21 protein-coding genes are annotated in these 20,455 nt (G+C 44.1%); 16 read left to right on the forward strand and 5 right to left on the reverse strand.

Annotated features, from left to right (window positions below; genetic code table 11):
• Window positions 1–181 precede the first annotated feature (181 nt).
• The 8 genes from lsrA (at window position 182) to BDE27_RS19675 (ending at window position 7,084) form a co-directional block, all read left to right on the forward strand.
• Window positions 182–1,753, forward strand: coding sequence for an autoinducer 2 ABC transporter ATP-binding protein LsrA (gene lsrA, locus BDE27_RS18110; protein ID WP_099130941.1), 1,572 nt, complete (start codon window positions 182–184; stop codon window positions 1,751–1,753).
• Window positions 1,731–2,744, forward strand: coding sequence for an autoinducer 2 ABC transporter permease LsrC (gene lsrC / locus BDE27_RS18115; protein WP_099130973.1), 1,014 nt, complete (start codon window positions 1,731–1,733; stop codon window positions 2,742–2,744). The genes lsrA and lsrC overlap by 23 nt, the downstream gene beginning before the upstream one ends.
• On the forward strand, window positions 2,741–3,760 hold the full coding sequence (lsrD, locus tag BDE27_RS18120) for an autoinducer 2 ABC transporter permease LsrD (protein ID WP_274539993.1): 1,020 nt from the start codon (window positions 2,741–2,743) through the stop codon (window positions 3,758–3,760). Before lsrC ends, lsrD begins: the two co-directional genes overlap by 4 nt.
• 40 nt (window positions 3,761–3,800) lie before the next feature.
• Window positions 3,801–4,820, forward strand: a complete 1,020-nt coding sequence (lsrB, locus tag BDE27_RS18125) for an autoinducer 2 ABC transporter substrate-binding protein LsrB (RefSeq protein ID WP_099130939.1) — start codon at window positions 3,801–3,803, stop codon at window positions 4,818–4,820.
• 46 nt (window positions 4,821–4,866) lie between these two features.
• A complete protein-coding gene (gene lsrF, locus BDE27_RS18130; protein WP_099130938.1) occupies window positions 4,867–5,751 on the forward strand; it encodes a 3-hydroxy-5-phosphonooxypentane-2,4-dione thiolase in 885 nt (294 codons plus the stop codon).
• 1 nt (window position 5,752) lies between these two features.
• The gene (gene lsrG / locus BDE27_RS18135; protein WP_099130937.1) at window positions 5,753–6,052 is read left to right on the forward strand and encodes a (4S)-4-hydroxy-5-phosphonooxypentane-2,3-dione isomerase; all 300 of its coding nucleotides are present in this window, start codon (window positions 5,753–5,755) and stop codon (window positions 6,050–6,052) included.
• Window positions 6,053–6,341: 289 nt separating this feature from the next.
• Window positions 6,342–6,767 carry a class I SAM-dependent methyltransferase gene (locus tag BDE27_RS20310; protein ID WP_208638613.1) on the forward strand — a complete coding sequence of 142 codons (426 nt, stop codon included), beginning with the start codon at window positions 6,342–6,344 and terminating at the stop codon, window positions 6,765–6,767.
• Window positions 6,722–7,084 carry a hypothetical protein gene (locus tag BDE27_RS19675; RefSeq protein ID WP_208638614.1) on the forward strand — a complete coding sequence of 121 codons (363 nt, stop codon included), beginning with the start codon at window positions 6,722–6,724 and terminating at the stop codon, window positions 7,082–7,084. Before BDE27_RS20310 ends, BDE27_RS19675 begins: the two co-directional genes overlap by 46 nt.
• 480 nt (window positions 7,085–7,564) lie before the next feature.
• Here BDE27_RS19675 and mobB read toward each other — a convergent pair whose 3' ends face one another.
• The gene (mobB, locus tag BDE27_RS18145; RefSeq protein WP_099130936.1) at window positions 7,565–8,089 is read right to left on the reverse strand and encodes a molybdopterin-guanine dinucleotide biosynthesis protein MobB; all 525 of its coding nucleotides are present in this window, start codon (window positions 8,087–8,089) and stop codon (window positions 7,565–7,567) included.
• Window positions 8,086–8,688, reverse strand: a complete 603-nt coding sequence (gene mobA / locus BDE27_RS18150; protein ID WP_099130935.1) for a molybdenum cofactor guanylyltransferase MobA — start codon at window positions 8,686–8,688, stop codon at window positions 8,086–8,088. The genes mobB and mobA overlap by 4 nt, the downstream gene beginning before the upstream one ends.
• Window positions 8,689–8,875: 187 nt before the next feature.
• Between mobA and BDE27_RS18155 the strand changes: the two genes are divergently transcribed.
• The 3 genes from BDE27_RS18155 to dsbA are packed head-to-tail and all read left to right on the forward strand — an operon-like array spanning window position 8,876 to window position 10,794.
• On the forward strand, window positions 8,876–9,145 hold the full coding sequence (locus BDE27_RS18155) for a YihD family protein (protein ID WP_099130934.1): 270 nt from the start codon (window positions 8,876–8,878) through the stop codon (window positions 9,143–9,145).
• Between the two features lie 18 nt (window positions 9,146–9,163).
• The gene (locus BDE27_RS18160) at window positions 9,164–10,153 is read left to right on the forward strand and encodes a serine/threonine protein kinase (protein ID WP_099130933.1); all 990 of its coding nucleotides are present in this window, start codon (window positions 9,164–9,166) and stop codon (window positions 10,151–10,153) included.
• A gap of 17 nt (window positions 10,154–10,170) precedes the next feature.
• Window positions 10,171–10,794: a thiol:disulfide interchange protein DsbA gene (gene dsbA / locus BDE27_RS18165; protein ID WP_099130932.1), complete on the forward strand. Its 624-nt coding sequence runs from the start codon at window positions 10,171–10,173 to the stop codon at window positions 10,792–10,794.
• Window positions 10,795–11,193: 399 nt separating this feature from the next.
• Here the strand turns inward: dsbA and BDE27_RS18170 are convergent, their stop codons facing one another.
• A complete protein-coding gene (locus BDE27_RS18170) occupies window positions 11,194–12,198 on the reverse strand; it encodes an IS110 family RNA-guided transposase (protein ID WP_099134140.1) in 1,005 nt (334 codons plus the stop codon).
• A 357-nt stretch (window positions 12,199–12,555) separates the two neighbouring features.
• Here BDE27_RS18170 and polA point away from each other — a divergent pair, with 357 nt between their 5' ends.
• On the forward strand, window positions 12,556–15,348 hold the full coding sequence (gene polA / locus BDE27_RS18175; protein ID WP_099130972.1) for a DNA polymerase I: 2,793 nt from the start codon (window positions 12,556–12,558) through the stop codon (window positions 15,346–15,348).
• A gap of 330 nt (window positions 15,349–15,678) precedes the next feature.
• A complete protein-coding gene (gene spfP, locus BDE27_RS20635) occupies window positions 15,679–15,726 on the forward strand; it encodes a small protein SpfP (protein WP_438361642.1) in 48 nt (15 codons plus the stop codon).
• An 85-nt stretch (window positions 15,727–15,811) separates the two neighbouring features.
• Here the strand turns inward: spfP and yihA are convergent, their stop codons facing one another.
• Window positions 15,812–16,435, reverse strand: coding sequence for a ribosome biogenesis GTP-binding protein YihA/YsxC (gene yihA, locus BDE27_RS18180; protein ID WP_099130931.1), 624 nt, complete (start codon window positions 16,433–16,435; stop codon window positions 15,812–15,814).
• Between the two features lie 291 nt (window positions 16,436–16,726).
• Here yihA and ppiA point away from each other — a divergent pair, with 291 nt between their 5' ends.
• The 3 genes from ppiA to BDE27_RS18195 all read left to right on the forward strand — a co-directional run bounded on the left by ppiA (window position 16,727) and on the right by BDE27_RS18195 (window position 19,490).
• The gene (ppiA, locus tag BDE27_RS18185; protein WP_099130930.1) at window positions 16,727–17,293 is read left to right on the forward strand and encodes a peptidylprolyl isomerase A; all 567 of its coding nucleotides are present in this window, start codon (window positions 16,727–16,729) and stop codon (window positions 17,291–17,293) included.
• Window positions 17,294–17,574: 281 nt separating this feature from the next.
• Complete coding sequence (locus tag BDE27_RS18190; protein ID WP_099130929.1) at window positions 17,575–18,150, forward strand: aminodeoxychorismate synthase component II; 576 nt, start codon at window positions 17,575–17,577, stop codon at window positions 18,148–18,150.
• A gap of 122 nt (window positions 18,151–18,272) precedes the next feature.
• Window positions 18,273–19,490, forward strand: coding sequence for an aspartate aminotransferase family protein (locus BDE27_RS18195; protein ID WP_208638615.1), 1,218 nt, complete (start codon window positions 18,273–18,275; stop codon window positions 19,488–19,490).
• Window positions 19,491–19,555: 65 nt separating this feature from the next.
• Here the strand turns inward: BDE27_RS18195 and crp are convergent, their stop codons facing one another.
• On the reverse strand, window positions 19,556–20,188 hold the full coding sequence (gene crp / locus BDE27_RS18200) for a cAMP-activated global transcriptional regulator CRP (protein ID WP_004240730.1): 633 nt from the start codon (window positions 20,186–20,188) through the stop codon (window positions 19,556–19,558).
• Between the last annotated feature and the right edge of the window lie 267 nt (window positions 20,189–20,455).

The raw sequence follows: 20,455 nt of genomic DNA on the forward strand, positions 1-20,455 counted from the left end.
GCTTATCGCAAAATTTGAACATATTTTAATGTAGATCTAATTTTTTCACAAAATGTGATCTAATTATTGAAAAATTCTTAAGTTTTACATTAGAGTCTTGAACAAATGTATTTAAAATAAATAAATGTTCAATTTCGCATCGGTGTCAGAAACGCAAACCCAAAAGGCCATGAGGTACGTGATGTCACAGAGCAATACTGCCACTAATACCAATGATCCGTTTTGCCTGAACCCTACTAACAGTGCTCCGCTTTTAGTTGCTCGTGGGATCAGTAAGCAGTTTTCTGGCTTGGTGGTGTTGAAGCAGATTGATTTCTTTCTGATGTCAGGGCAGGTTCATGCATTATTAGGTGGAAATGGTGCTGGTAAATCAACTTTGATGAAAATCATTGCTGGTATTGAACAGCCGGATGCCGGAACCTTGGTTGTGGATGGTGCTACTGTCAGCTATCTGACACCAGCGAAAGCGCATCAACTGGGCATTTATCTGGTTCCACAAGAACCTTTGTTATTTCCCAATCTTTCCGTTCAGGAAAATATCCTGTTTCGTTTGCCAAAACATCAAGCTAGTAAAAGTCGCATGCATGAATTACTGATTCAGCTTGATTGTCAAATTGACTTAAAGGCACCAGCAGGTGGTTTGAATGTAGCAGATCAGCAGTTGGTGGAGATTATGCGTGGTTTGATGCGTAATTCTCGCATTTTGATTCTGGATGAGCCAACTGCCGCGTTGACGCCCGCAGAAACCGAACGTTTGTTTGCGCGAATACGGGAATTACAGCAGCAGCAAGTGGGGATTATCTTCATTTCCCACAAATTACCTGAAATTCGTGAGATTGCGGATTATGTCAGTGTGATACGAGATGGGGGTATCGCTCTTAGCGGCGAGATTGAACACTTTACAACGGAAGCAATAATTCAGGCGATTACACCTACGGTAAAATCAATTGCGTTGGCTGATAATCAAAAATTGAGCTTGAAAGCTAGTGGTAATGTATCGGATAACATGTCAGAAATCCCCGTTTTGGAAGTGAACTCTCTGTGTGGAGAAGGGTTCCGTGATATCTCTTTGACGCTACGGGTGGGGGAAATTGTTGGTTTGTCTGGCGTTGTGGGAGCAGGTCGTACGGAACTGGCGGAGACGCTATATGGATTGCGCCCGATTGCAGGTGGTGAAATTCGTTTCCGACAGCAAATAATCAATAAACTAGATACAGCAGAGCGATTGCAGCGTGGGTTGGTTTATCTGCCTGAAGATCGGCAGGCTTCAGGATTGTTTCTTGACGCCTTTTTGAGTTGGAATGTTTGTTCGCTGATGCACAACCGAAGCACTTTCTGGACGCGTCCCACCCACGATATCGGAGTATTGGAACGATATTGTCAAGCGCTCAATATTCGATTCCACAATGTAAATCAGTTTGTACGTACGCTGTCTGGCGGTAATCAACAAAAGATTCTGATTGCTAAATGTTTGGAAGCCAAGCCGACCGTGCTGATCATTGATGAACCAACGCGTGGTGTTGATGTTGGGGCGCGTAATGATATCTATCAGCTTATTCATAACATCGCCAGCCAGCAGGTGGCGATTCTCCTGATTTCTTCTGATCTTGATGAAATTGTTCAGTTATCTGATCGCGTACTGGTCATGCATCACGGTGAGCTTTGTGGACAGCTTGATAAAGACCACATGAATGTGGACGAGATTATGCACCTTTCTTTTGGGGAACGTCATATTGAAATTCATCCAGAATAACCGAGAAGCCACAGCATTGATCGCCATTTTGGGGCTGTTTGCTTTGTTAGGGAGCCTCGATCGCCATGCTTTTAGTCTCCAAACTGTCACTATGATCTTCGGTAATGCCCAAATCCTTATTTTATTAGCAATGGGTGCCACGTTGGTAATGTTGACGCGCAATATTGATGTGTCTGTTGGTTCGACTACCGGATTATGTGCTGTAGTGTTGGGAATGTTGCTTAATACAGGGCTTCCGTTGGCGGTTGCCTGTTTAATTACGTTGCTGATTGGAATGATGGCAGGGTTGATTAATGGTGTGTTGGTGGCATGGTTGAAAATTCCAGCGATTGTTGCCACGTTGGGTACGCTCGGCTTATACCGTGGACTAATGCTGCTGTTAACTGGTGGTAAATGGATCGAAGGTTTGCCTGCTGGGGTTAAAGATCTCGCCAGACCAATGCTATTTGGTATTTCACCAATCGGCTGGTTGTTGATGTTATTAATTTTGTCTATGGCATGGATGTTAAAGAAGACTGAGTTTGGCCGTGGGTTTTATGCCACGGGTGATAACCTGCAAGGCGCTCGTCAGCTTGGTGCTCCCGTTAATGGCATTCGCATCACTGCATTTACCGTAAATGGTGTGATGGCAGCATTGGCAGGCATTGTGTTTGTGGCACAGATTGGCTTTATTCCAAATCAAACGGGGAATGGGTTGGAGATGAAAGCCATCGCTGCCTGTGTATTAGGTGGAGTAAGTTTGCTGGGGGGAGTAGGAACCGTCATTGGGGCGATCTTCGGGGCATATTTTCTGACGCAAATTGATAGTGTGTTGGTATTACTCAAGTTATCGGCCTGGTGGAATGATTTTATTGCTGGCCTTGTCCTGTTGGTGGTGTTAGTGCTGGATGGGCGTTTACGCAATGTCGTTGGCAAGAATTTACGTCAGCAACGTTACGCCCGTTTCCTTGAACCAATAAACAAACATACCGGAAGAAACGGGAGGCCATAATGAATAGGGTACAACGCTATGGTTGGGAAACGGCGCTTTTGGTGTTGTTGGTGGCGGAAATTTTACTGTTTGGCATAGTTAATCCAAGGATGCTGGATATTAACGTGCTGTTGTTTAGTACCAGCGATTTTATCTGCATCGGTATTATCGCGTTGCCGTTAACGATGGTGATTGTCAGTGGTGGTATTGATATCTCTTTTGGTTCGATTATCGGTCTGTGTGCTATTGCATTGGGTGTCATGTATCAAGCTGGTTTACCGATGATTGCGGCAATTCCTTTGACTTTACTTGTCGGGGGGCTGTGTGGTCTGATTAATGCTGCCCTGATTTTCTATACGGGTGTAAATCCGTTGGTAATTACCCTCGGCACGATGTACCTGTTTGGTGGTAGTGCCTTATTGTTGTCGGGACTATCTGGCGCGACGGGATATGAAGGCATTGGTGGTTTTCCTGATACATTTACAGATTTTGCCAACCTGACACTGCTCGACCTACCTGTTCCTTTGATCATCTTTATACTTTTTGCGTTGGTGTGCTGGTTATTTATGCATCGTACCCATCGTGGTCGTAATATTTTTCTTATTGGGCAGAACAGCCGTGTTGCCCGTTACGGTGCTATCCCTGTAAATCAAACTTTGTGCTTGTTATACGCTTTGACAGGGGTGGCTTCGGCAGTAGCGGCGATTGTTTTGGTCTCTTATTTTGGTTCGGCGCGTTCCGATTTGGGAAGTTCTTTCCTGATGCCAGCCATTACTGCTGTAGTGCTGGGAGGAGCCAATATTTATGGTGGTGCTGGCTCGATTATGGGTACGGCACTGGCTGTTTTGCTGGTGGGTTATTTGCAGCAAGGATTGCAGATGGTGGGGATTCCTAACCAGATATCCAGTGCGTTGTCTGGTGCCTTGCTGATTGTAGTTGTGATAGGACGATCTGCTTCGTTGCATCGTCATCAAATCTGTGATTGGTGGCAACGTCGAAGGGCTTCTGTTTCACAACAACATATTTCTGAAACATAAAAGACGATCTTGAAATAAAAATAAATGGAGATAGATAGGCATGAAAGCACCAACAATGAAAAAACTGGCTTTGGCTGCTGCATTAAGCCTGGGATGTGTTTCCTGGGCTCAGGCGGCAGAGAAAATTGCATTTATACCTAAATTGGTCGGTGTTGGGTTCTTTACCAGTGGCGGGCAAGGTGCGGTGGAAGCAGGCAAGGAGCTGGGTGTTGAAGTCACTTACGATGGCCCGACAGAGCCGAGCGTTGCGGGGCAGGTTCAGCTTATTAATAACTTTGTTAACCAAGGCTATGATGCGATTGTGGTTTCAGCTGTGTCACCAGATGGATTGTGTCCGGCTTTGAAACGCGCCATGAAGCGTGGTGTCAAAGTATTGACGTGGGATTCCGATACTGCGCCAGAATGCCGCTCTATCTATATCGATCAAGGAACGCCAAAGCAGTTAGGGGGGATTCTGGTGGATATGGCTGCAAATCAGATTAAAAAAGAAAAAGCGAAAGTAGCATTTTTCTATTCCAGCCCGACAGTGACGGATCAAAACCAATGGGTTAAAGAGGCTAAGGCGAAAATTGTAGAGGAACATCCGAATTGGGAAATTGTCACTACCCGATTTGGCTATAACGATGCCACCAAATCTTTGCAGACAGCGGAAGGCATTTTGAAAGCGTGGGAGGACCTGGATGTGATTATCGCTCCAGATGCTAATGCCTTACCTGCTGCGGCTCAGGCAGCAGAAAACCTGAAGCGTCAAGATGTCGCGATTGTTGGGTTCAGTACCCCGAATGTCATGCGTCCTTATGTTGAAAATGGTACGGTCAAACAGTTCGCTTTGTGGGATGTGGTCAAGCAGGGCAAGATAGCCATCCATGTTACCAATGAGATATTGCAAAAAGACGAGCTGAATGTGGGAGATAAATTGAATATTCCTGGTATTGGCAGCGTTGAAATCTCACCCAACAGTGTACAGGGATACCGTTATGAAGCGAAAGGTAATGGCATTATTGTCATGCCGGAGCGGGTAATTTTCACCAAAGACAATATCAATCAGTACGATTTCTAATTCATGGGGCTGGTATACAGCTCCTGACACCTTTCTGGAGGGAGAAATGGCAGATTTAGATGATATCAAAGATGGTAAAGATTTTGGCATTAATACACCGCAACAGAACACGCTGTTTGAACTGAAAGGCTGTGGTGCGCTGGATTGGGGGATGCAGTCCCGTTTGTCACGAATTTTCAATCCCACCACCAATAAAACGGTGATGCTGGCATTTGACCACGGTTATTTTCAGGGCCCAACCACCGGCTTGGAGCGTATTGATATCAATATCGCTCCGCTGTTTGAACACACCGACGTGTTGATGTGTACCCGCGGTATCCTGCGCAGCCAGGTTCCGCCTGCAACCAATAAACCTGTAGTTCTGCGTGCGTCTGGAGCCAACTCGATTCTGGCTGAACTCTCCAATGAAGCTGTTGCGGTAGCGATGGAAGATGCACTTCGTCTCAACGTTTGTGCGGTTGCGGCACAGGTTTATATCGGTTCAGAACACGAACATCAATCCATTAAAAATATAATTAAGCTGGTGGATCAGGGAACACGTTATGGTATGCCAACAATGGCGGTGACGGGCGTCGGTAAAGATATGGCGCGTGACCAACGTTATTTCTCTCTGGCGACTCGCATTGCAGCTGAAATAGGGGCGAACATTATCAAAACTTATTATGTCGATAGCGGCTTTGAGCGAGTAGTGGCGGGCTGTCCAGTGCCGATTGTGATTGCAGGTGGTAAGAAATTACCGGAACTGGATGCGTTGAATATGTGCTATCAGGCGATTGATCAAGGGGCATCTGGTGTGGATATGGGACGCAATATTTTCCAGTCGGAAGCACCTGTTGCAATGCTGAAAGCTGTGCAGGCCGTGGTGCATCATAATGAGAAACCTGCTCAGGCTTATGAGCTTTTCCTGAGTGAAAAAGCCAGGGGAGAATAATATGCACGTCACATTAGTGGAAATTAATGTTAAAGCCGACAAGATAGACGAATTTATCGAAGTATTTCGGGATAATCACCTTGGCTCTGTTAAAGAGCCGGGTAATTTACGGTTCGATGTATTGCGTGATGAAAATATCCCAACCCGCTTTTATATCTATGAAGCCTATGCTGATGAAGAGGCTGTTGCGGCGCATAAGAAAACGTCTCATTACTTGCGCTGTGTCGAAAAACTGGAAGCATTGATGACTGAGCCCCGCAAAAAAACGACGTTTATTGGTTTGATGCCGGAAGGGAAGTAATGTAAGGATATAATAGGAAAAATGGAATAGGTAACCCTCTGTTTATCAGGGGGTTAATAATTAATCTGAGCTCATATCCACTTAGCCTTGGTAATAGCTCTGTCCATGTTAGAGCCAAAATGGCTCCCGCTTTCGAATAAAAATCCAACAAATGTTGTCGACAACACAACAAAGTTCAATTAATTTGTCCATGCTTGTTTTTTATTAAGATCGATTTTTTCTTGGTCGAAAATTCTGGATCTTGGAACAGGCACTTAGTTCAGCTTCTTATCTAGGACTCAGGTTAATTATGGCAAAGCAAGATTTAGATTATAACTCTATCGGAGAGCGTTATTTAGATTTCATGAAGACAGCTCCCCATATTAAAGTCGAAGTTCGTGCCATCCTGGACAGGATTGGTGATGCTCAGGGTAAATCAGTTCTGGACTTGGCTTGTGGAAATGGTTACTTTGGCCGAAAGCTACGTAATCTTGGCGCTTCAAAAGTTGTTGGTATAGATATTTCAGAAAAAATGATAGCGCTTGCTAGAGCAAAATCGAAACAATGTGGTGATGATGTGGAATTTTTCATGTTCGAAATGTTTGCGACATGGAATTATTTGGCAAGTTTGATCTCGTTGTTGCTGCTTGGTTGTTCAATTATGCGGAGTCGTGTGCAGATCTTGAGAAAATGTTCCAGTCAGTTGCCAATCATCTCAAGCCTTCTGGTAAATTAGTCGCTTATACGATTTCACCTGATTATCAATTAGAAGTAGATAACTATGATATCTATGGCATACATATTTTGAGCAAAGAACCGTGGCAAGGAGGGTACCGTTATCAGGCGGAATTTCTTAGCACACCTCCAAGTGCTTTCACATTTTACCAATGGAGTCGTGAAGATTATGAGCGTGCTATTGAAAAAGCTGGATTCAGTCAGTTTGAATGGAAAAAGGCAAGCGTTTTAGATAGTGATATCAAACTCTATTCGGATAGTTTTTGGCAAATTTTTCAACAGAATTGTCTTAATATCAGCCTGACTTGTCACTACTGAAAATGCATTATAAAAGACTGTGTTTCATAAAGTAGTTCGATTCTGTATGACCCAAACTCTGCAATCACAGCCCACATTTCGTTATCTTATTTTCCGTATCATTCATAAATGATTATTTCTGCTTCTTTACTGTGAATCTGATAAGCATGGTTTTTATCATTGGAGCCAATAAACCAGATTGAAAATCCTTTCAAATGTTAGAGGCGATTTTTAAATCGTAATAGTGTGTTGAGCGGTTATTGAAGTTAGGATGTCTTGTAAGACAATAGTTTTCCAATTCTCCAAAAATGTATTGATATCAGTCGGATTCCATTCTGTCTCGCCAACACTGCCGGCTTTTTTCTTCTGTAATTGGTTAATAGCCATTGTTGAGGAGGTAACATTCGGGATGTCTATCTGAACGGGAATGTTTTACGGTATTTAAATTAAAGCGTTTTATATTGACTAGAATTTTTTCTATATTTTCACCATCCCACACGGTTATTGATGTAACCACTCGGCAATAAACGCTGCCACTTGTTCCGGCTGATTGATATTAAGTTGTGGAAGTGGTGTTGCCAGCGCAATATCGCTGGCAATTGCTATTACATAGGGATCGAGGATCTCATCAACGGTATGATTCAGGCCGTCTCGATAAAGAGCTATTTTGGGGATTGGTTCTTGTTTGAATCCTTCAACCAAAATCAGATCCAGCGAATTTGCATCAAATCGGCTGGCAAGATAGTAAAGATCTGGTTCTGGTAATTCTGGGGTTTCAGTCATCAAAGCCCAGCGTTGCTGACTGGCGACTAACGTTTGTGCAGCACCCGCTTTGCGGAGTTCATAGCTGTCCTTGCCTGGCTTATCGACATCCATATTGTGATGAGTATGTTTAATGAGTCCAACGCGGATATGTTGCTGGCGTAACAGAGGAATGACTTGCTTTAATAGTGTCGTTTTTCCGGTTCCACTATAAGCGGTGATAGCCAGAATAGGCAGTGCTGTGTTATTGCTGCTGTGGTTCATGCTGGCTCCTGAAGGCATTCCCAATGACGATGTTTCCAGTTATGGCATTCTTCAGGTGTATTTAAGTTAGTGAAAGCGCTGGGATTGGGAAAATAGACCGCCTTTGCCTTAATCATCTGCATAAAGAACATAAGTTTTCTGTCTCCCAAAGCGAGATAGCTTTCCAGACGAGGGATTAGACTGCGGTGCATTAATACCAGGGTAGGATGTGCACGCACGCAATCATGTGCATAAGCAGCCCAAGCGTTTTGTTTGTAGTGCCACAGTTTTGCGACTAGGTTTTCAGGGAAATTGGGGACATCGCAAGGGACAAATACCACCCATTCGTGGATGGCGCTTTTTAAAACCGCCAACATACCTGCCAATGGTCCGGAAAAATCGGCAATGATATCCGGTATGATGGGATAGCCACTCTGATGATAAATTTCCAGATTGCGATTGGCATTAATCAACAGTTCATGAATCTGCGGCTGTAATCTTGTAGCAATGTGTTGGTATAGTGGTGCATTGTTAAATTGCAGTAATCCTTTGTCGTTTCCCCCCATGCGGGTGGATAATCCCCCTGCCAGAATTGCGCCACTTATTTTTGGATGCGTCATGTTAAATCACCTGATATTGGGCAATGAAATATTTAATGTTTGGTATACCCTTTGTCTTTCAATTGTGAATCAATATCTAACCATGCTGCTTGAGGTGGCAGTATAACTTTACGCTGGTTGACAGACCAATGCTTTCTCAGAGCCATTAACCCTGCTAATTTGTATCGTGATTTATAAGGAACTGGAAATGACCTATCACCGCCTCAATGAAGTTATCGAACTTTTACATCCAGTATGGAAGAATGAGCCGGATTTAAATCTGCTGGCGCTATTGCAAAAACTGGCTGATGAAGCGGGATTCACAGGGCAGTTGTCTGAATTGACGGATGATATTCTGATTTATCACCTGAAAATGCGCGGTACGGATAGCCATGCAGAAATCCCTGGGTTGAAAAAAGATTATGAAGAAGATTTTAAGACGGCGTTGTTGCGTGCTCGGGGCATTATTAAAGATTAATGAAGAGAGAACTGTGTTGTGACGGAACCGAAGGCTTTTAATTTCCAAAATATTACGCCAGATTTAATCATGGATGCATTGGGGCAGTCTGGCCTGTACCTTGATTCTGGTCTAACCGAACTGAATAGCTATGAGAATCGGGTGTATCAGTTCATGGATGAGAATCGCAGACGCTATGTTGTGAAATTTTATCGGCCCCTGCGCTGGAGCCAGCAGCAAATTCAGGAGGAACATGATCTTGCACATGAATTGCAACAGGCTGATTTGCCCGTGGCAGCACCGTTGATGTTTGATGGGCAGACGGTACTGAATTATGGTGGTTTCTTTTTCGCCATTTTTCCCAGTGTGGGAGGGCGCCAGTACGAGTCAGATAGTTTTGACCAATTGGAAGATGTTGGGCGATTGCTGGGAAGAATGCATCAAATTGGGGCAAAAAAAACATTTTCTGCTCGTCCCACCCTTAACCTGAATGAATATTTATATCAGCCGTATCAATATTTGGCTGAATGTGAACTCATTTCCGCCAGGCATAAACAGGGTTTTCTGGCTGCACTAGATGAATTGAACCAGGCTGTTGCAAGCCAATGGCATGATAACTGGCAGGTATTGCGGCTGCATGGTGATTGCCATGCTGGTAATATCTTGTGGCGTGATGAAGCATGGTTTGTGGATCTTGATGATGCCCGCAATGGTCCCGCTATCCAGGATTTGTGGATGTTGCTCAATGGCTCACGGCAAGAAAGGTTGATCCAGTTGGATATCTTGCTTGAGTCATATGGTCAGTTTATGACATTTGATCCCAAGACATTGGCATTAATAGAGCCTCTGCGTGCGATGAGAATGGTCTATTATTTAGCCTGGGTTGCTCGTCGCTGGCAAGATCCGGCTTTTCCAAAAGCGTTTCCGTGGATGGCTGATAGTGATTTTTGGCATAAGCAATTGAGTCTTTTTTCTGAACAAGTCCGGCTGTTACAAGAGCCGCCTTTACAGCTCAACCCGATGTATTAATTTTTTTGGAGACCATTATGAAGAAATTTTGGCTAGCACTGGTGGGAGCGTTTATGGCATTTAATGCATCTGCTTCCGGTTTTTCTGAAGGCAAACAGTATACCGAGTTAAAAGATCCGGTTGAAAATCAACCTCAGGTGGTGGAGTTTTTCTCTTTTTATTGTCCTCATTGCTATCAGTTTGAAAATATTTATCATGTTCCTGCTACTGTTGAGAAAAACCTGCCAGCAGGTGTGACTCATGAACGTTATCATGTGGATTTTCTGGGGCCTTTGGGAAAAGCATTGACTGATGCCTGGGCAGTCGCCATTGTCATGAAGATTGAAGATAAAGTCACACCTATTTTGTTTGATGGCATTCAGAAAAGCCAAACCATCAATAGCAAGGAAGATATCCGCAATGCCTTCATCAAAGCGGGTGTATCTGGTGAAGAGTATGATGCAGCCCTGAACAGCTTTATCGTGCAATCAGTAGCCGCTAAAGAGCGTCAGTCAGCCCAGGATTTCAACTTGCGCGGTGTTCCGTCGATCTTTGTTAATGGCAAGTATTTGATTAACAACGGTGGAATTGAAACTCGTTCAGCTTTAGATTACTCGCAGAAATTCTCTGAGGTAGTGAACTATCTGGTGAATAAAAAATAAGTTGCAAGAGGGTGGCGTAACGAAATAAAAACGCTAGGATTAATATAAAATAATATAGGTATTGTGCCGATCATGAGAGAGTTGGCACAATACTTGCCAAAAAGCACCTTTCGTAACATAATCTATGGTCTTCCCCGTTTTTGCAACACTCATTTTGATGTATGGTTGGCTTGCTTAAATCTATCCGGCGTCTCTATGAGTATGGATACCCGCGCCACGATGAGTTCTGCGCCTGATGAACCTTAAAAACTCCCCGGCTTCAATGAGCCATTTTGTTTCTTAGGTTATTCATCAGGCCGATTGGCCGTTCATGTCATCAATAATCAGTCTTCGCAAAACCAGATAGGTAACGTGTATTTCACTGTTTAATCATCAAGTTATTGAATCAGCCAGCCTCTATTAGGCCTGATACTCATTTTGTCGAGTAGTGATTGCCCAGGCTATTCTTGCCAGCTTATTAGCCAATGCACAGGCAACCACATTCGAATGTTTCTTGCTCAGTTGTGCCTGAACCCACTCGGCAAGTCTCCCATGCTGATGCTCAAGCCGCATCATAAACGCCCGGGCGCATTGAACCAGCAATCGGCGCAAATTTTTGTTGCCGCGTTTGCTGATACCCAGCAGAGTCGGTTTTCCCCCTGTACTGTATTGTCGGGGAACAAGCCCCATCGAAGCCGCAAAATCCCGGCTGCATGAAAATTGTTTTCCGTCACCAAGCTGGGATGAAAGTAGGCTGGCGGTAATGGGTCCTACCCCCGGTATTGTCATCATGCGTTGAGTCGCATCGTCCGCTTTGATGGACTGTTTTAATTCTAATTCCAACGTGGTTATTTGCTCGACAAGATAAAGGTAGTGGGCATGTAATTTCATCAGTAAACGGCTCAGATAATCGGGCACGTCGTGTTCTGCCAGAACCAGAGATAACCGTTTAATGACCGCCTCGCCTTTTGGCAGACTGATACCAAACTCCAGCAAAAAGGCGTGCATTTGGTTAGTGGTCTTTACCTTATCTTTGATGAGTGATTCTCTGACACGATGCAGTGCTCTCATCGCCTGTTGCGTCTCCGTTCTCGGCTGGACAAAACGCATTGAGGGGCGTGATGCCGCTTCACATATCGCCTCTGCATCAACGAAATCATTTTTGTTACTTTTGACAAAAGGACGAACAAACTGCGGAGATATCAGCTTCGCATCATGGCCTAAATCAGCGATCCGACGAGCCAGAAAATGTGCACCCGCACAAGCTTCCATCACGACGGTAGTCGATGTACACCCAGCTAAAAATTCCATTAATTTTGGGCGGGTAAATTTTTTACGCAGCATAGTCTTGCCGAATTTGTCCTGACAATGGATATGGAAAGAATGCTTGCCGAGATCGATACCAATAAGGGTGACGTTTTGCATGATGGACTCTCCAGAAAAAATACTCTATAAAGAGTATGGTTCACAAGGTGGGGAAGACCATCTCATTAACTCCGGTAATATCCACAAGTCAGTGATTTTAAAGCGGTTGTAATATTTATTTAATATTCCGCGTAATTCATTGATTTTTTATCTTCTGTTATCCATTTTTTGTGGGAATAAACATAAATCTGTTTTATATGCCATTTTTTTGTGCACAAAGTTATCCACAGAGTGCTTATCAGAATATTTGCCATAAAATGCAAGTTAGTACGAGAAAATTCCCGCAAAATTCGTCTAGAACGACACAGTATGGCATTCTATTCTTTATTCATCCCACAGAACGACGAAGAAAATTTTATGGCACAGATAGCAGACAATCCCCTGATTTTGGTTGATGGTTCTTCATACCTTTATCGTGCATACCATGCGTTTCCACCACTGACAAACAGTTCGGGAGAACCGACGGGCGCCATGTATGGTGTACTGAACATGTTGCGAAGTTTGATTATTCAGTATAAACCCAGCCATGTGGCGGTTGTGTTTGATGCCAAAGGCAAAACGTTCCGTGATGAGCTATTTGCTGAATATAAATCCCATCGGCCACCAATGCCGGATGATTTGCGCTTGCAGATTGAACCGTTGCACAAAATGGTCAAGGCAATGGGACTGCCAATTCTGGTTGTGCCAGGGGTTGAAGCTGACGATGTTATCGGTACATTGGCTTTGCAGGCTGAAAAAGAGGACCGTTCGGTGCTGATTAGCACTGGTGATAAAGATATGGCGCAATTGGTGACGCCAAATATCACGCTGATTAACACCATGACCAACACTATTTTGGGGCCGGAAGAGGTTGAGGGAAAATATGGTATTCCTCCTGAGCTGATGATCGATTTTCTCGCCCTAATGGGGGATTCTTCCGATAATATTCCGGGGGTGCCGGGAGTGGGTGAGAAAACCGCTCTGGGGCTATTGCAGGGTATTGGCGGATTGGATGAGATCTATGCCCGGCTTGATGATATTGCCACACTTGGTTTCCGTGGAGCCAAAACACTGGGTGGTAAAATGGAACAGCATAAAGAGGTGGCTTATCTTTCCTACCAATTGGCAACAATCAAAACCGACGTTGAGTTGGATAGAACCTGTTTAGATCTTTCTGTTATGCCTCCGGATACGGATGAGTTACTGTCTCTGTTCAATCATTATGAATTCAAACGTTGGATCAGTGACGTACAGAATGGCAGTTGGCTGGAAGGTAATGGGCAGAAACCTGTTGCAGCTGGCACTAAGTCAGAATCAGTGGCTGCTGCACCAGCCGCTGTTAAAATTTCACCGGAAAATTATCAAACCATCCTTGAGCGCCAGATCCTTGATGAATGGATTGCAAAGCTGAAACAAGTTCCGGCATTCTCTTTTGATACTGAAACCGACAGTCTTGATACCCTAACAGCTAATCTGGTGGGGATGTCCTTTGCCATTGCAGTGGGGGAATCAGAAGTTGAAGCCGCTTATCTGCCATTGGGACACGATTATCTGGATGCGCCACAGCAATTGGAGCTGCATGAAGTCCTCGCAGCATTAAAACCGCTGCTGGAAGATGCCAATCTGCCTAAAATTGGTCAAAACCTGAAATTTGATCGTGGTGTTTTGGCGCGTTATGACATTGCTTTAAATGGCATTGTTTTCGATACCATGCTGGAATCGTATGTTTTGAACAGCGTAGCAGGGCGGCATGACATGGATAGCCTTGCTGATCGTCATCTGGGCTATAAAACCACCACATTTGAAGAAATTGCGGGCAAGGGCAAAAAGCAACTCACCTTCAATCAAATTCCATTGGAGGAAGCTGCAAAATACGCAGCAGAAGATGCGGATGTGACTCTTAGGCTACATCAGGCCATGTATCCTCAGTTAGAGAATGCTCCAACTCTGCAAAAAGTTTTCCAGAAGATCGAAATACCACTGGTGCCGGTGCTGTCCCGTATGGAAAGAACAGGGGTGTTGATCCATGCCCAAACGTTGGCAGAACATTCAAGGGAAATCACTGCGCGTTTGGATGAACTGGAAAAATCTGCGTATGAGTTGGCAGGGGAAGAATTCAATCTGGCGTCACCAAAACAGCTACAAGTCATCTTATTTGAAAAAATGAACTTGCCTGTATTGAAAAAGACGCCAAATGGTGCACCATCAACGAATGAAGAAGTGCTGGAAGAGTTGGCAGAGCACCATGAATTGGCAAGGGTGATTTTGGAACATCGTGGTCTGGCAAAACTGAAAACCACTTATACTGATAAACTGCCTCAGATGGTGCACCCACTGACAAATCGTGTTCATACCTCGTATCATCAGGCGGTAACTGCGACGGGGCGCCTCTCTTCCCGTGATCCAAACTTGCAAAACATCCCTGTTCGTAATGACGAAGGGCGCCGTATCCGTCAGGCATTTGTTGCGCCGGAAGGTTACTGCATTATGGCCGCGGACTATTCACAGATTGAATTGCGCATTATGGCGCATTTGTCACAGGACAAAGGCTTGTTGGAGGCATTTGCCCAAGGCAAAGATATCCACCGTGCGACGGCTGCGGAAGTGTTTGGCGTACCATTGGAACAAGTGACCAGTGAACAGCGTCGCAGTGCTAAGGCGATTAACTTTGGTCTGATTTACGGCATGAGTTCGTTTGGCCTGTCCCGTCAGTTAGGTATTCCGCGTGGTGAAGCACAGCGCTATATGGACCTCTATTTTGAACGTTATCCAGGAGTGTTGGCTTATATGGAACGTACACGGGCGCAGGCGGCTGATCATGGATTTGTCGAAACGCTGGAAGGCCGTCGGTTGTACCTGCCGGATATCAAATCGCGTAATGCCATGCGCCGCAAGGCGTCAGAGCGTGAAGCCATCAATGCACCTATGCAGGGGACGGCAGCGGATATCATCAAATTGGCGATGATTGCGGTAGATAACTGGATTGTCAGTGAACAGCCAAATGTGCGCATGATCATGCAGGTTCACGATGAACTGGTATTTGAAGTACATGAATCAGAGCTGGAGATAGCAGGGCAGAAAATCAGAGAGCTGATGGAACAAAGTATGCAGCTTGATGTGCCGTTAAAAGTGGATGTTGGGATTGGTGATAATTGGGATCAGGCACACTGATGTCCCTTTTATCTTAGAAGCTGAAAAAGAGCCGCAGAAATGCGGTTCTTTTTTTATTGAATGATTTTTATGAAAATACTGCGTGTTTAATGAACTGGAATTATCTCAATTACACCGCGAAAAGGCGTGTGACAAGAATTTCAGTTAGATTTTAGATTAGATCTAGATCTCATAAATATGTAATTAAACTACATGAATGACGCCATAATAACCTGTTCTGCTTAAATGTTAACAGCTGAATCGAGGTAATTAGTGAAAATTAATTACAAAAAAGTCTTTTTTTGATGAAAAGAATAGGTTAAAGTTGTCGATGTAGGGTACAGAGGTAAGATGTTCTATCTTTCAGACCTTTTACTTCACGTAATCGGATTTAGCTGAATATTAGCTGCCCCAGTCATATTTTTTGACTGGGGCGTTTTTTTATGTCCGATTAATGGAAGTGCAGTAAGGCAGAAGGCGGATGTTACTCCGCCTCAATAGCAGGCTGATTGAACCAAAGATTGAGTTTTTGCTCTAGTTTATCGGTGCCGATTTTTTTCAGGGCGGAGAAGTATTCGACCTGAATATCACCATTCAGAGAGGACAATTCCTGACGAACTTTCGCTAGTTGGCTTTTACGGGCACCGGAAGCCAGTTTATCGGCTTTAGTGAGCAATACCATGACGGGGACTTGCATCACGACCGCCCATTCGATCATTTGCATATCCAGATCTTTCAACGGATGGCGGATATCCATCAAAACCACCAGCCCTAACAGGCATTCACGCTTTTGGAGATACTCTCCTAGGGCTTTCTGCCATTTACGTTTCATCTCTTCTGGGACTTCAGCGTAACCATAGCCTGGCAAGTCTACCAGACGAACACCTTCTTCTACTTCGAACAGGTTAATCAACTGGGTACGGCCAGGGGTTTTACTGGTACGCGCAAGGCTCTTTTGGCGGGTTAGTGCATTCAGGGCGCTAGATTTACCCGCATTTGACCTGCCGGCAAACGCGACCTCAATGCCCACATCTTGAGGCAGGTGGCGAATGTCAGGTGCACTCGTGATAAAGTGGGTCATATGATAGTTGTAGTTCTTGATGGTCAAAATGGTTATCTCCCTGAGGAATACACAAAAATAGCGCGGTGATTATACCGAGAGCAACCGCTTGTGGACAGGCGTAACTTTATACCGACATTTTACCGTCATTTATACCGATATTTTTTCCGATAATGAATGGCGCAGATAGTCGGAAAATAGTGTGTATACTCACCTTGAGCAGTTGAGATACTCGTAAATGTAGGTAAATCTTTGGAACTTCACTCCATTGGGAATTACACTTAATGAGTTTTGTTGTTATGAGTTTTATTGTTGACCTCAAAAATAAAGGAACCATCAATGTTTAAACGTATTTTTGTGTCGCTTATGACTGCATGTGCTATCAGTGCGATAGCTGTCCCAGCATTAGCCGCTGAAACTCACGTGAAGCTGGTAACATCGGCTGGAGAAATCGAACTTGAGTTAGATAGCAATAAGGCACCAATTACTACCAAGAATTTCGTTGAATATGTCAATGAGGGATTTTATAACAACACTATTTTTCATCGTGTTATCCCAGGCTTTATGATCCAGGGCGGTGGCTTTACAAAGGATATGAAGCAAAAAGCTACCAGAGAGCCAATCAAAAATGAAGCAGATAACGGCCTGCGGAATCTGCGGGGTACTATTGCTATGGCACGTACCGCAGATAAGGACAGCGCAACCAGCCAGTTTTTTATTAACGTGACTGATAATGCTTTCCTTGACCACGGGCAGCGTGACTTCGGTTATGCGGTCTTTGGCAAAGTCGTCAAAGGCATGGATGTGGTTGATAAAATTTCTCAAGTCAAAACAGAAAATGTTGGCCCTTATCAAAATGTACCGGCAAAACCAATTGTGATCTTATCTGCCAAGGTTGAATCTTAACAGCCCGAACACCGACATAATACGGTATTCGGATAATCATTACTGGTTGTTTGAGTACCGTTTGCATTCCCCTTCTCTCCGCCATTTCTACGTTGTTACATCATGTTGCATTATGGTAATGCGGTCGCCGTACCACTATTTTAAAAGTGCTTCTGTGGTATGATTAGCCCCCCATTGCTGTTAATACTGCTTTACCTGATTTTACTATTATACAGAATGCATAATACCCCAATGGGGTAGGGCAACTTATAAGACTATAATAATCAGTAGGATATACTCCTATGTTACTAATAATAGATAACTACGATTCTTTTACATTCAATTTATATCAATATTTTTGTGAGTTAGGGGCAGAGGTTTTAGTTAAGCGTAATGATGAGATCCAGCTTGAAGATATCGAAGATTTGGCGCCTACTCATTTAGTCATTTCGCCGGGTCCTTGTACGCCGAATGAAGCAGGGATCTCGCTGGAAGCAATTTCACATTTTGCAGGGAAATTGCCCATCCTCGGTGTGTGCCTGGGACATCAGGCGATAGGTCAGGCTTTTGGTGCGAGCGTTGTTAAAGCGCGTGAAGTGATGCATGGAAAAACCAGCCTGATTCACCATAGCCAGCAAGGGGTATTCAAAGGATTAGATCGTCCATTGACGGTCACGCGTTACCACTCTCTGGTCATTGCCGCAGAAACGCTTCCGGCTTCATTTGAAGTGACAGCCTGGAGTCAGCGCAATGGTGACGTAGATGAAATCATGGGAATTCGTCACCGTACTTTGCCACTGGAAGGAGTGCAATTTCATCCAGAAAGCATTCTTAGTGAGCAGGGACACGAATTGTTGAATAATTTCCTCAAATATTAGTTAGATACCTCCGCATTCCCTCATTCTGTTATTTTTTTATTTGCCCTTAAGTGATTTTTTATTCATATTTTATGACTATTATTTCACTTCGAAATGGCAAATATAAAAATAAGGTGAGGGAAATGGTAGAAAATAAAGCAGCAAACCGAAATACCTATGATCAAGTGATGTTGCCCATTTATGCACCGGCGAATTTCATTCCTGTCAGAGGGCAAGGAAGTCGGGTATGGGATCAACAGGGTAAAGAATATATTGATTTTGCCGGGGGTATCGCTGTCTTGGCTTTGGGGCACAGTCATCCGGCTTTGGTGAACGCCTTGAAACAGCAAGGTGAAAAATTGTGGCATGTCAGCAATATTTTTACCAATGAGCCTGCCTTAACTTTAGCGCAAAAATTGATTGATGCGACCTTTGCTCAAAAAGTCTTTTTCGCTAATTCGGGAGCGGAAGCCAATGAAGCGGCATTTAAATTAGCACGTCGTTATGCGATTACTCGTCATTATCCCAATAAAACCAAAATCATTGCATTCCATCAGGCGTTTCATGGTCGTACCTTTTTCACTGTTTCGGTAGGAGGGCAGCCGAAATATGCCGAAGGGTTTGGACCTAAACCTGCTGATATTGTTCACGTGCCTTTTAATGATTTGGATGCCGTCAGGGCGGAAATCGATGATCACACTTGTGCTGTTGTTTTGGAGCCAATTCAAGGAGAAGGGGGGGTTACTCCTGCGACGATGGAGTTTCTGCATGGGGTGCGTGAATTGTGCGATAAGCATCAGGCTTTGTTGGTCTTTGATGAAGTTCAGAGTGGGATGGGGCGCACGGGTAAGTTATATGCTTACCAGCATTATGGCGTACAGCCGGATATCTTGACGACAGCAAAAGCGCTGGGGGGCGGTTTTCCAATTAGTGCAATGTTAACGACAGATACAATAGCGGCGGCAATGGAAACGGGGGCACATGGAACGACTTATGGTGGAAATCCATTGGCTTGTAGCGTCGGTTGTGTCGTACTGGATATCATCAATACGCCAGAAGTGCTGATGGGCGTGGAAAAACGGCACGATATGTACGTTCATGCTCTGGAAAAGATGAACCAAAAATATGGTATCTTCCATGAATTTCGTGGAAAAGGCTTGCTGATTGGGGCCGTATTGAAAGCCGAATATCAGGGTAAGGCCAGAGAAATATTGCAGCAAGCGGTGGAACTGGGATTGATGTTATTAAGTGCAGGAGACAGCATCTTGCGTTTTACACCATCATTGATCATTTCTGAGGACGAAATCACAGAGGGTATGATGCGGCTGGAAATGGCGATATCCCGCTGGTTAAACAAATAACAGTAAAAAAAGCCAGTGCGAAGTAACGGATTGCACTGGCTGAGTAGTTTCTGGTTTATCGGGAATTAACGTGTCCCATAAACGACGATGGTTTTGCCATGTGCAGAGATCAGGTTTTGATCTTCCAGCATTTTCAGGATACGGCCAACCGTTTCACGGGAGCAACCCACAATCTGCCCAATTTCCTGACGTGTGATTTTGATTTGCATACCATCAGGGTGAGTCATTGCATCAGGCTGTTTGGCCAAATTGAGCAACGTCTGGGCGATACGACCTGTAACGTCCAGAAAGGCTAAGTTACCTACTTTTTCGGAAGTGGTTTGTAGGCGACTTGCCATCTGAGCAGATAAACGCATCAGAATATCAGGATTCACCTGAATTAACTGGCGAAATTTCTTATAGGAAATTTCAGCCACTTCGCAGGCACTTTTTGCTCGCACCCATGCAGTACGCTCTTGTCCCTCTTCAAACAATCCAAGTTCACCAATGAAATCTCCCTGATTTAAATAAGAGAGAATCATCTCCTTACCTTCTTCATCTTTTATTAGAACAGCAACCGAACCTTTAACAATGTAGTAAAGCGTTTCTGCTTTCTCGCCTTGATGAATAAGCGTGCTCTTGGATGGATATTTGTGAATATGGCAGTGTGACAAAAACCATTCAAGAGTAGGGTCTGTTTGTGGCTTGCCGAGAACCATTCGCTTTATCCTCTGTTGTTATTTCTGCCTTTATAGTGTGAGAAACGGTAGTTCCTCTTCAGGCTAGCTTTTAAAGTCAATAGATTAACATATTAACCTGCTGAAAAACTGACAAGCGGGAATTTTATATGGATTATAAGGATGTCAAAATGTAGGTATATTGATCTTAACCCATATACCTTGCCAGTTCGCGCTTGTAACCTTGTTTGTAACACAGGAAAGCATTTCTGTCTCCTCCTGTATCGCTTCAGCATATTAAACTGACTG

Origin of the sequence: Xenorhabdus ehlersii (assembly GCF_003610465.1) — a bacterium.
GTDB classification, from domain to species: Bacteria; Pseudomonadota; Gammaproteobacteria; order Enterobacterales; family Enterobacteriaceae; genus Xenorhabdus; species Xenorhabdus ehlersii.

Bases quoted from the DNA above. Each gene is read 5' to 3' on its own strand.
- lsrA (WP_099130941.1), top strand. From the start codon at position 182: ATGTCACAGAGCAATACTGCCACTAATACCAATGATCCGTTTTGCCTG.
- lsrB (WP_099130939.1), top strand. From the start codon at position 3,801: ATGAAAGCACCAACAATGAAAAAACTGGCTTTGGCTGCTGCATTAAGC.
- lsrF (WP_099130938.1), top strand. From the start codon at position 4,867: ATGGCAGATTTAGATGATATCAAAGATGGTAAAGATTTTGGCATTAAT.
- lsrG (WP_099130937.1), top strand. From the start codon at position 5,753: ATGCACGTCACATTAGTGGAAATTAATGTTAAAGCCGACAAGATAGAC.
- BDE27_RS20310 (WP_208638613.1), top strand. From the start codon at position 6,342: ATGGCAAAGCAAGATTTAGATTATAACTCTATCGGAGAGCGTTATTTA.
- BDE27_RS19675 (WP_208638614.1), top strand. From the start codon at position 6,722: ATGTTCCAGTCAGTTGCCAATCATCTCAAGCCTTCTGGTAAATTAGTC.
- mobB (WP_099130936.1), bottom strand. From the start codon at position 8,089: ATGAACCACAGCAGCAATAACACAGCACTGCCTATTCTGGCTATCACC.
- mobA (WP_099130935.1), bottom strand. From the start codon at position 8,688: ATGACGCATCCAAAAATAAGTGGCGCAATTCTGGCAGGGGGATTATCC.
- BDE27_RS18155 (WP_099130934.1), top strand. From the start codon at position 8,876: ATGACCTATCACCGCCTCAATGAAGTTATCGAACTTTTACATCCAGTA.
- dsbA (WP_099130932.1), top strand. From the start codon at position 10,171: ATGAAGAAATTTTGGCTAGCACTGGTGGGAGCGTTTATGGCATTTAAT.
- BDE27_RS18170 (WP_099134140.1), bottom strand. From the start codon at position 12,198: ATGCAAAACGTCACCCTTATTGGTATCGATCTCGGCAAGCATTCTTTC.
- polA (WP_099130972.1), top strand. From the start codon at position 12,556: ATGGCACAGATAGCAGACAATCCCCTGATTTTGGTTGATGGTTCTTCA.
- ppiA (WP_099130930.1), top strand. From the start codon at position 16,727: ATGTTTAAACGTATTTTTGTGTCGCTTATGACTGCATGTGCTATCAGT.
- BDE27_RS18190 (WP_099130929.1), top strand. From the start codon at position 17,575: ATGTTACTAATAATAGATAACTACGATTCTTTTACATTCAATTTATAT.
- BDE27_RS18195 (WP_208638615.1), top strand. From the start codon at position 18,273: ATGGTAGAAAATAAAGCAGCAAACCGAAATACCTATGATCAAGTGATG.
- crp (WP_004240730.1), bottom strand. From the start codon at position 20,188: ATGGTTCTCGGCAAGCCACAAACAGACCCTACTCTTGAATGGTTTTTG.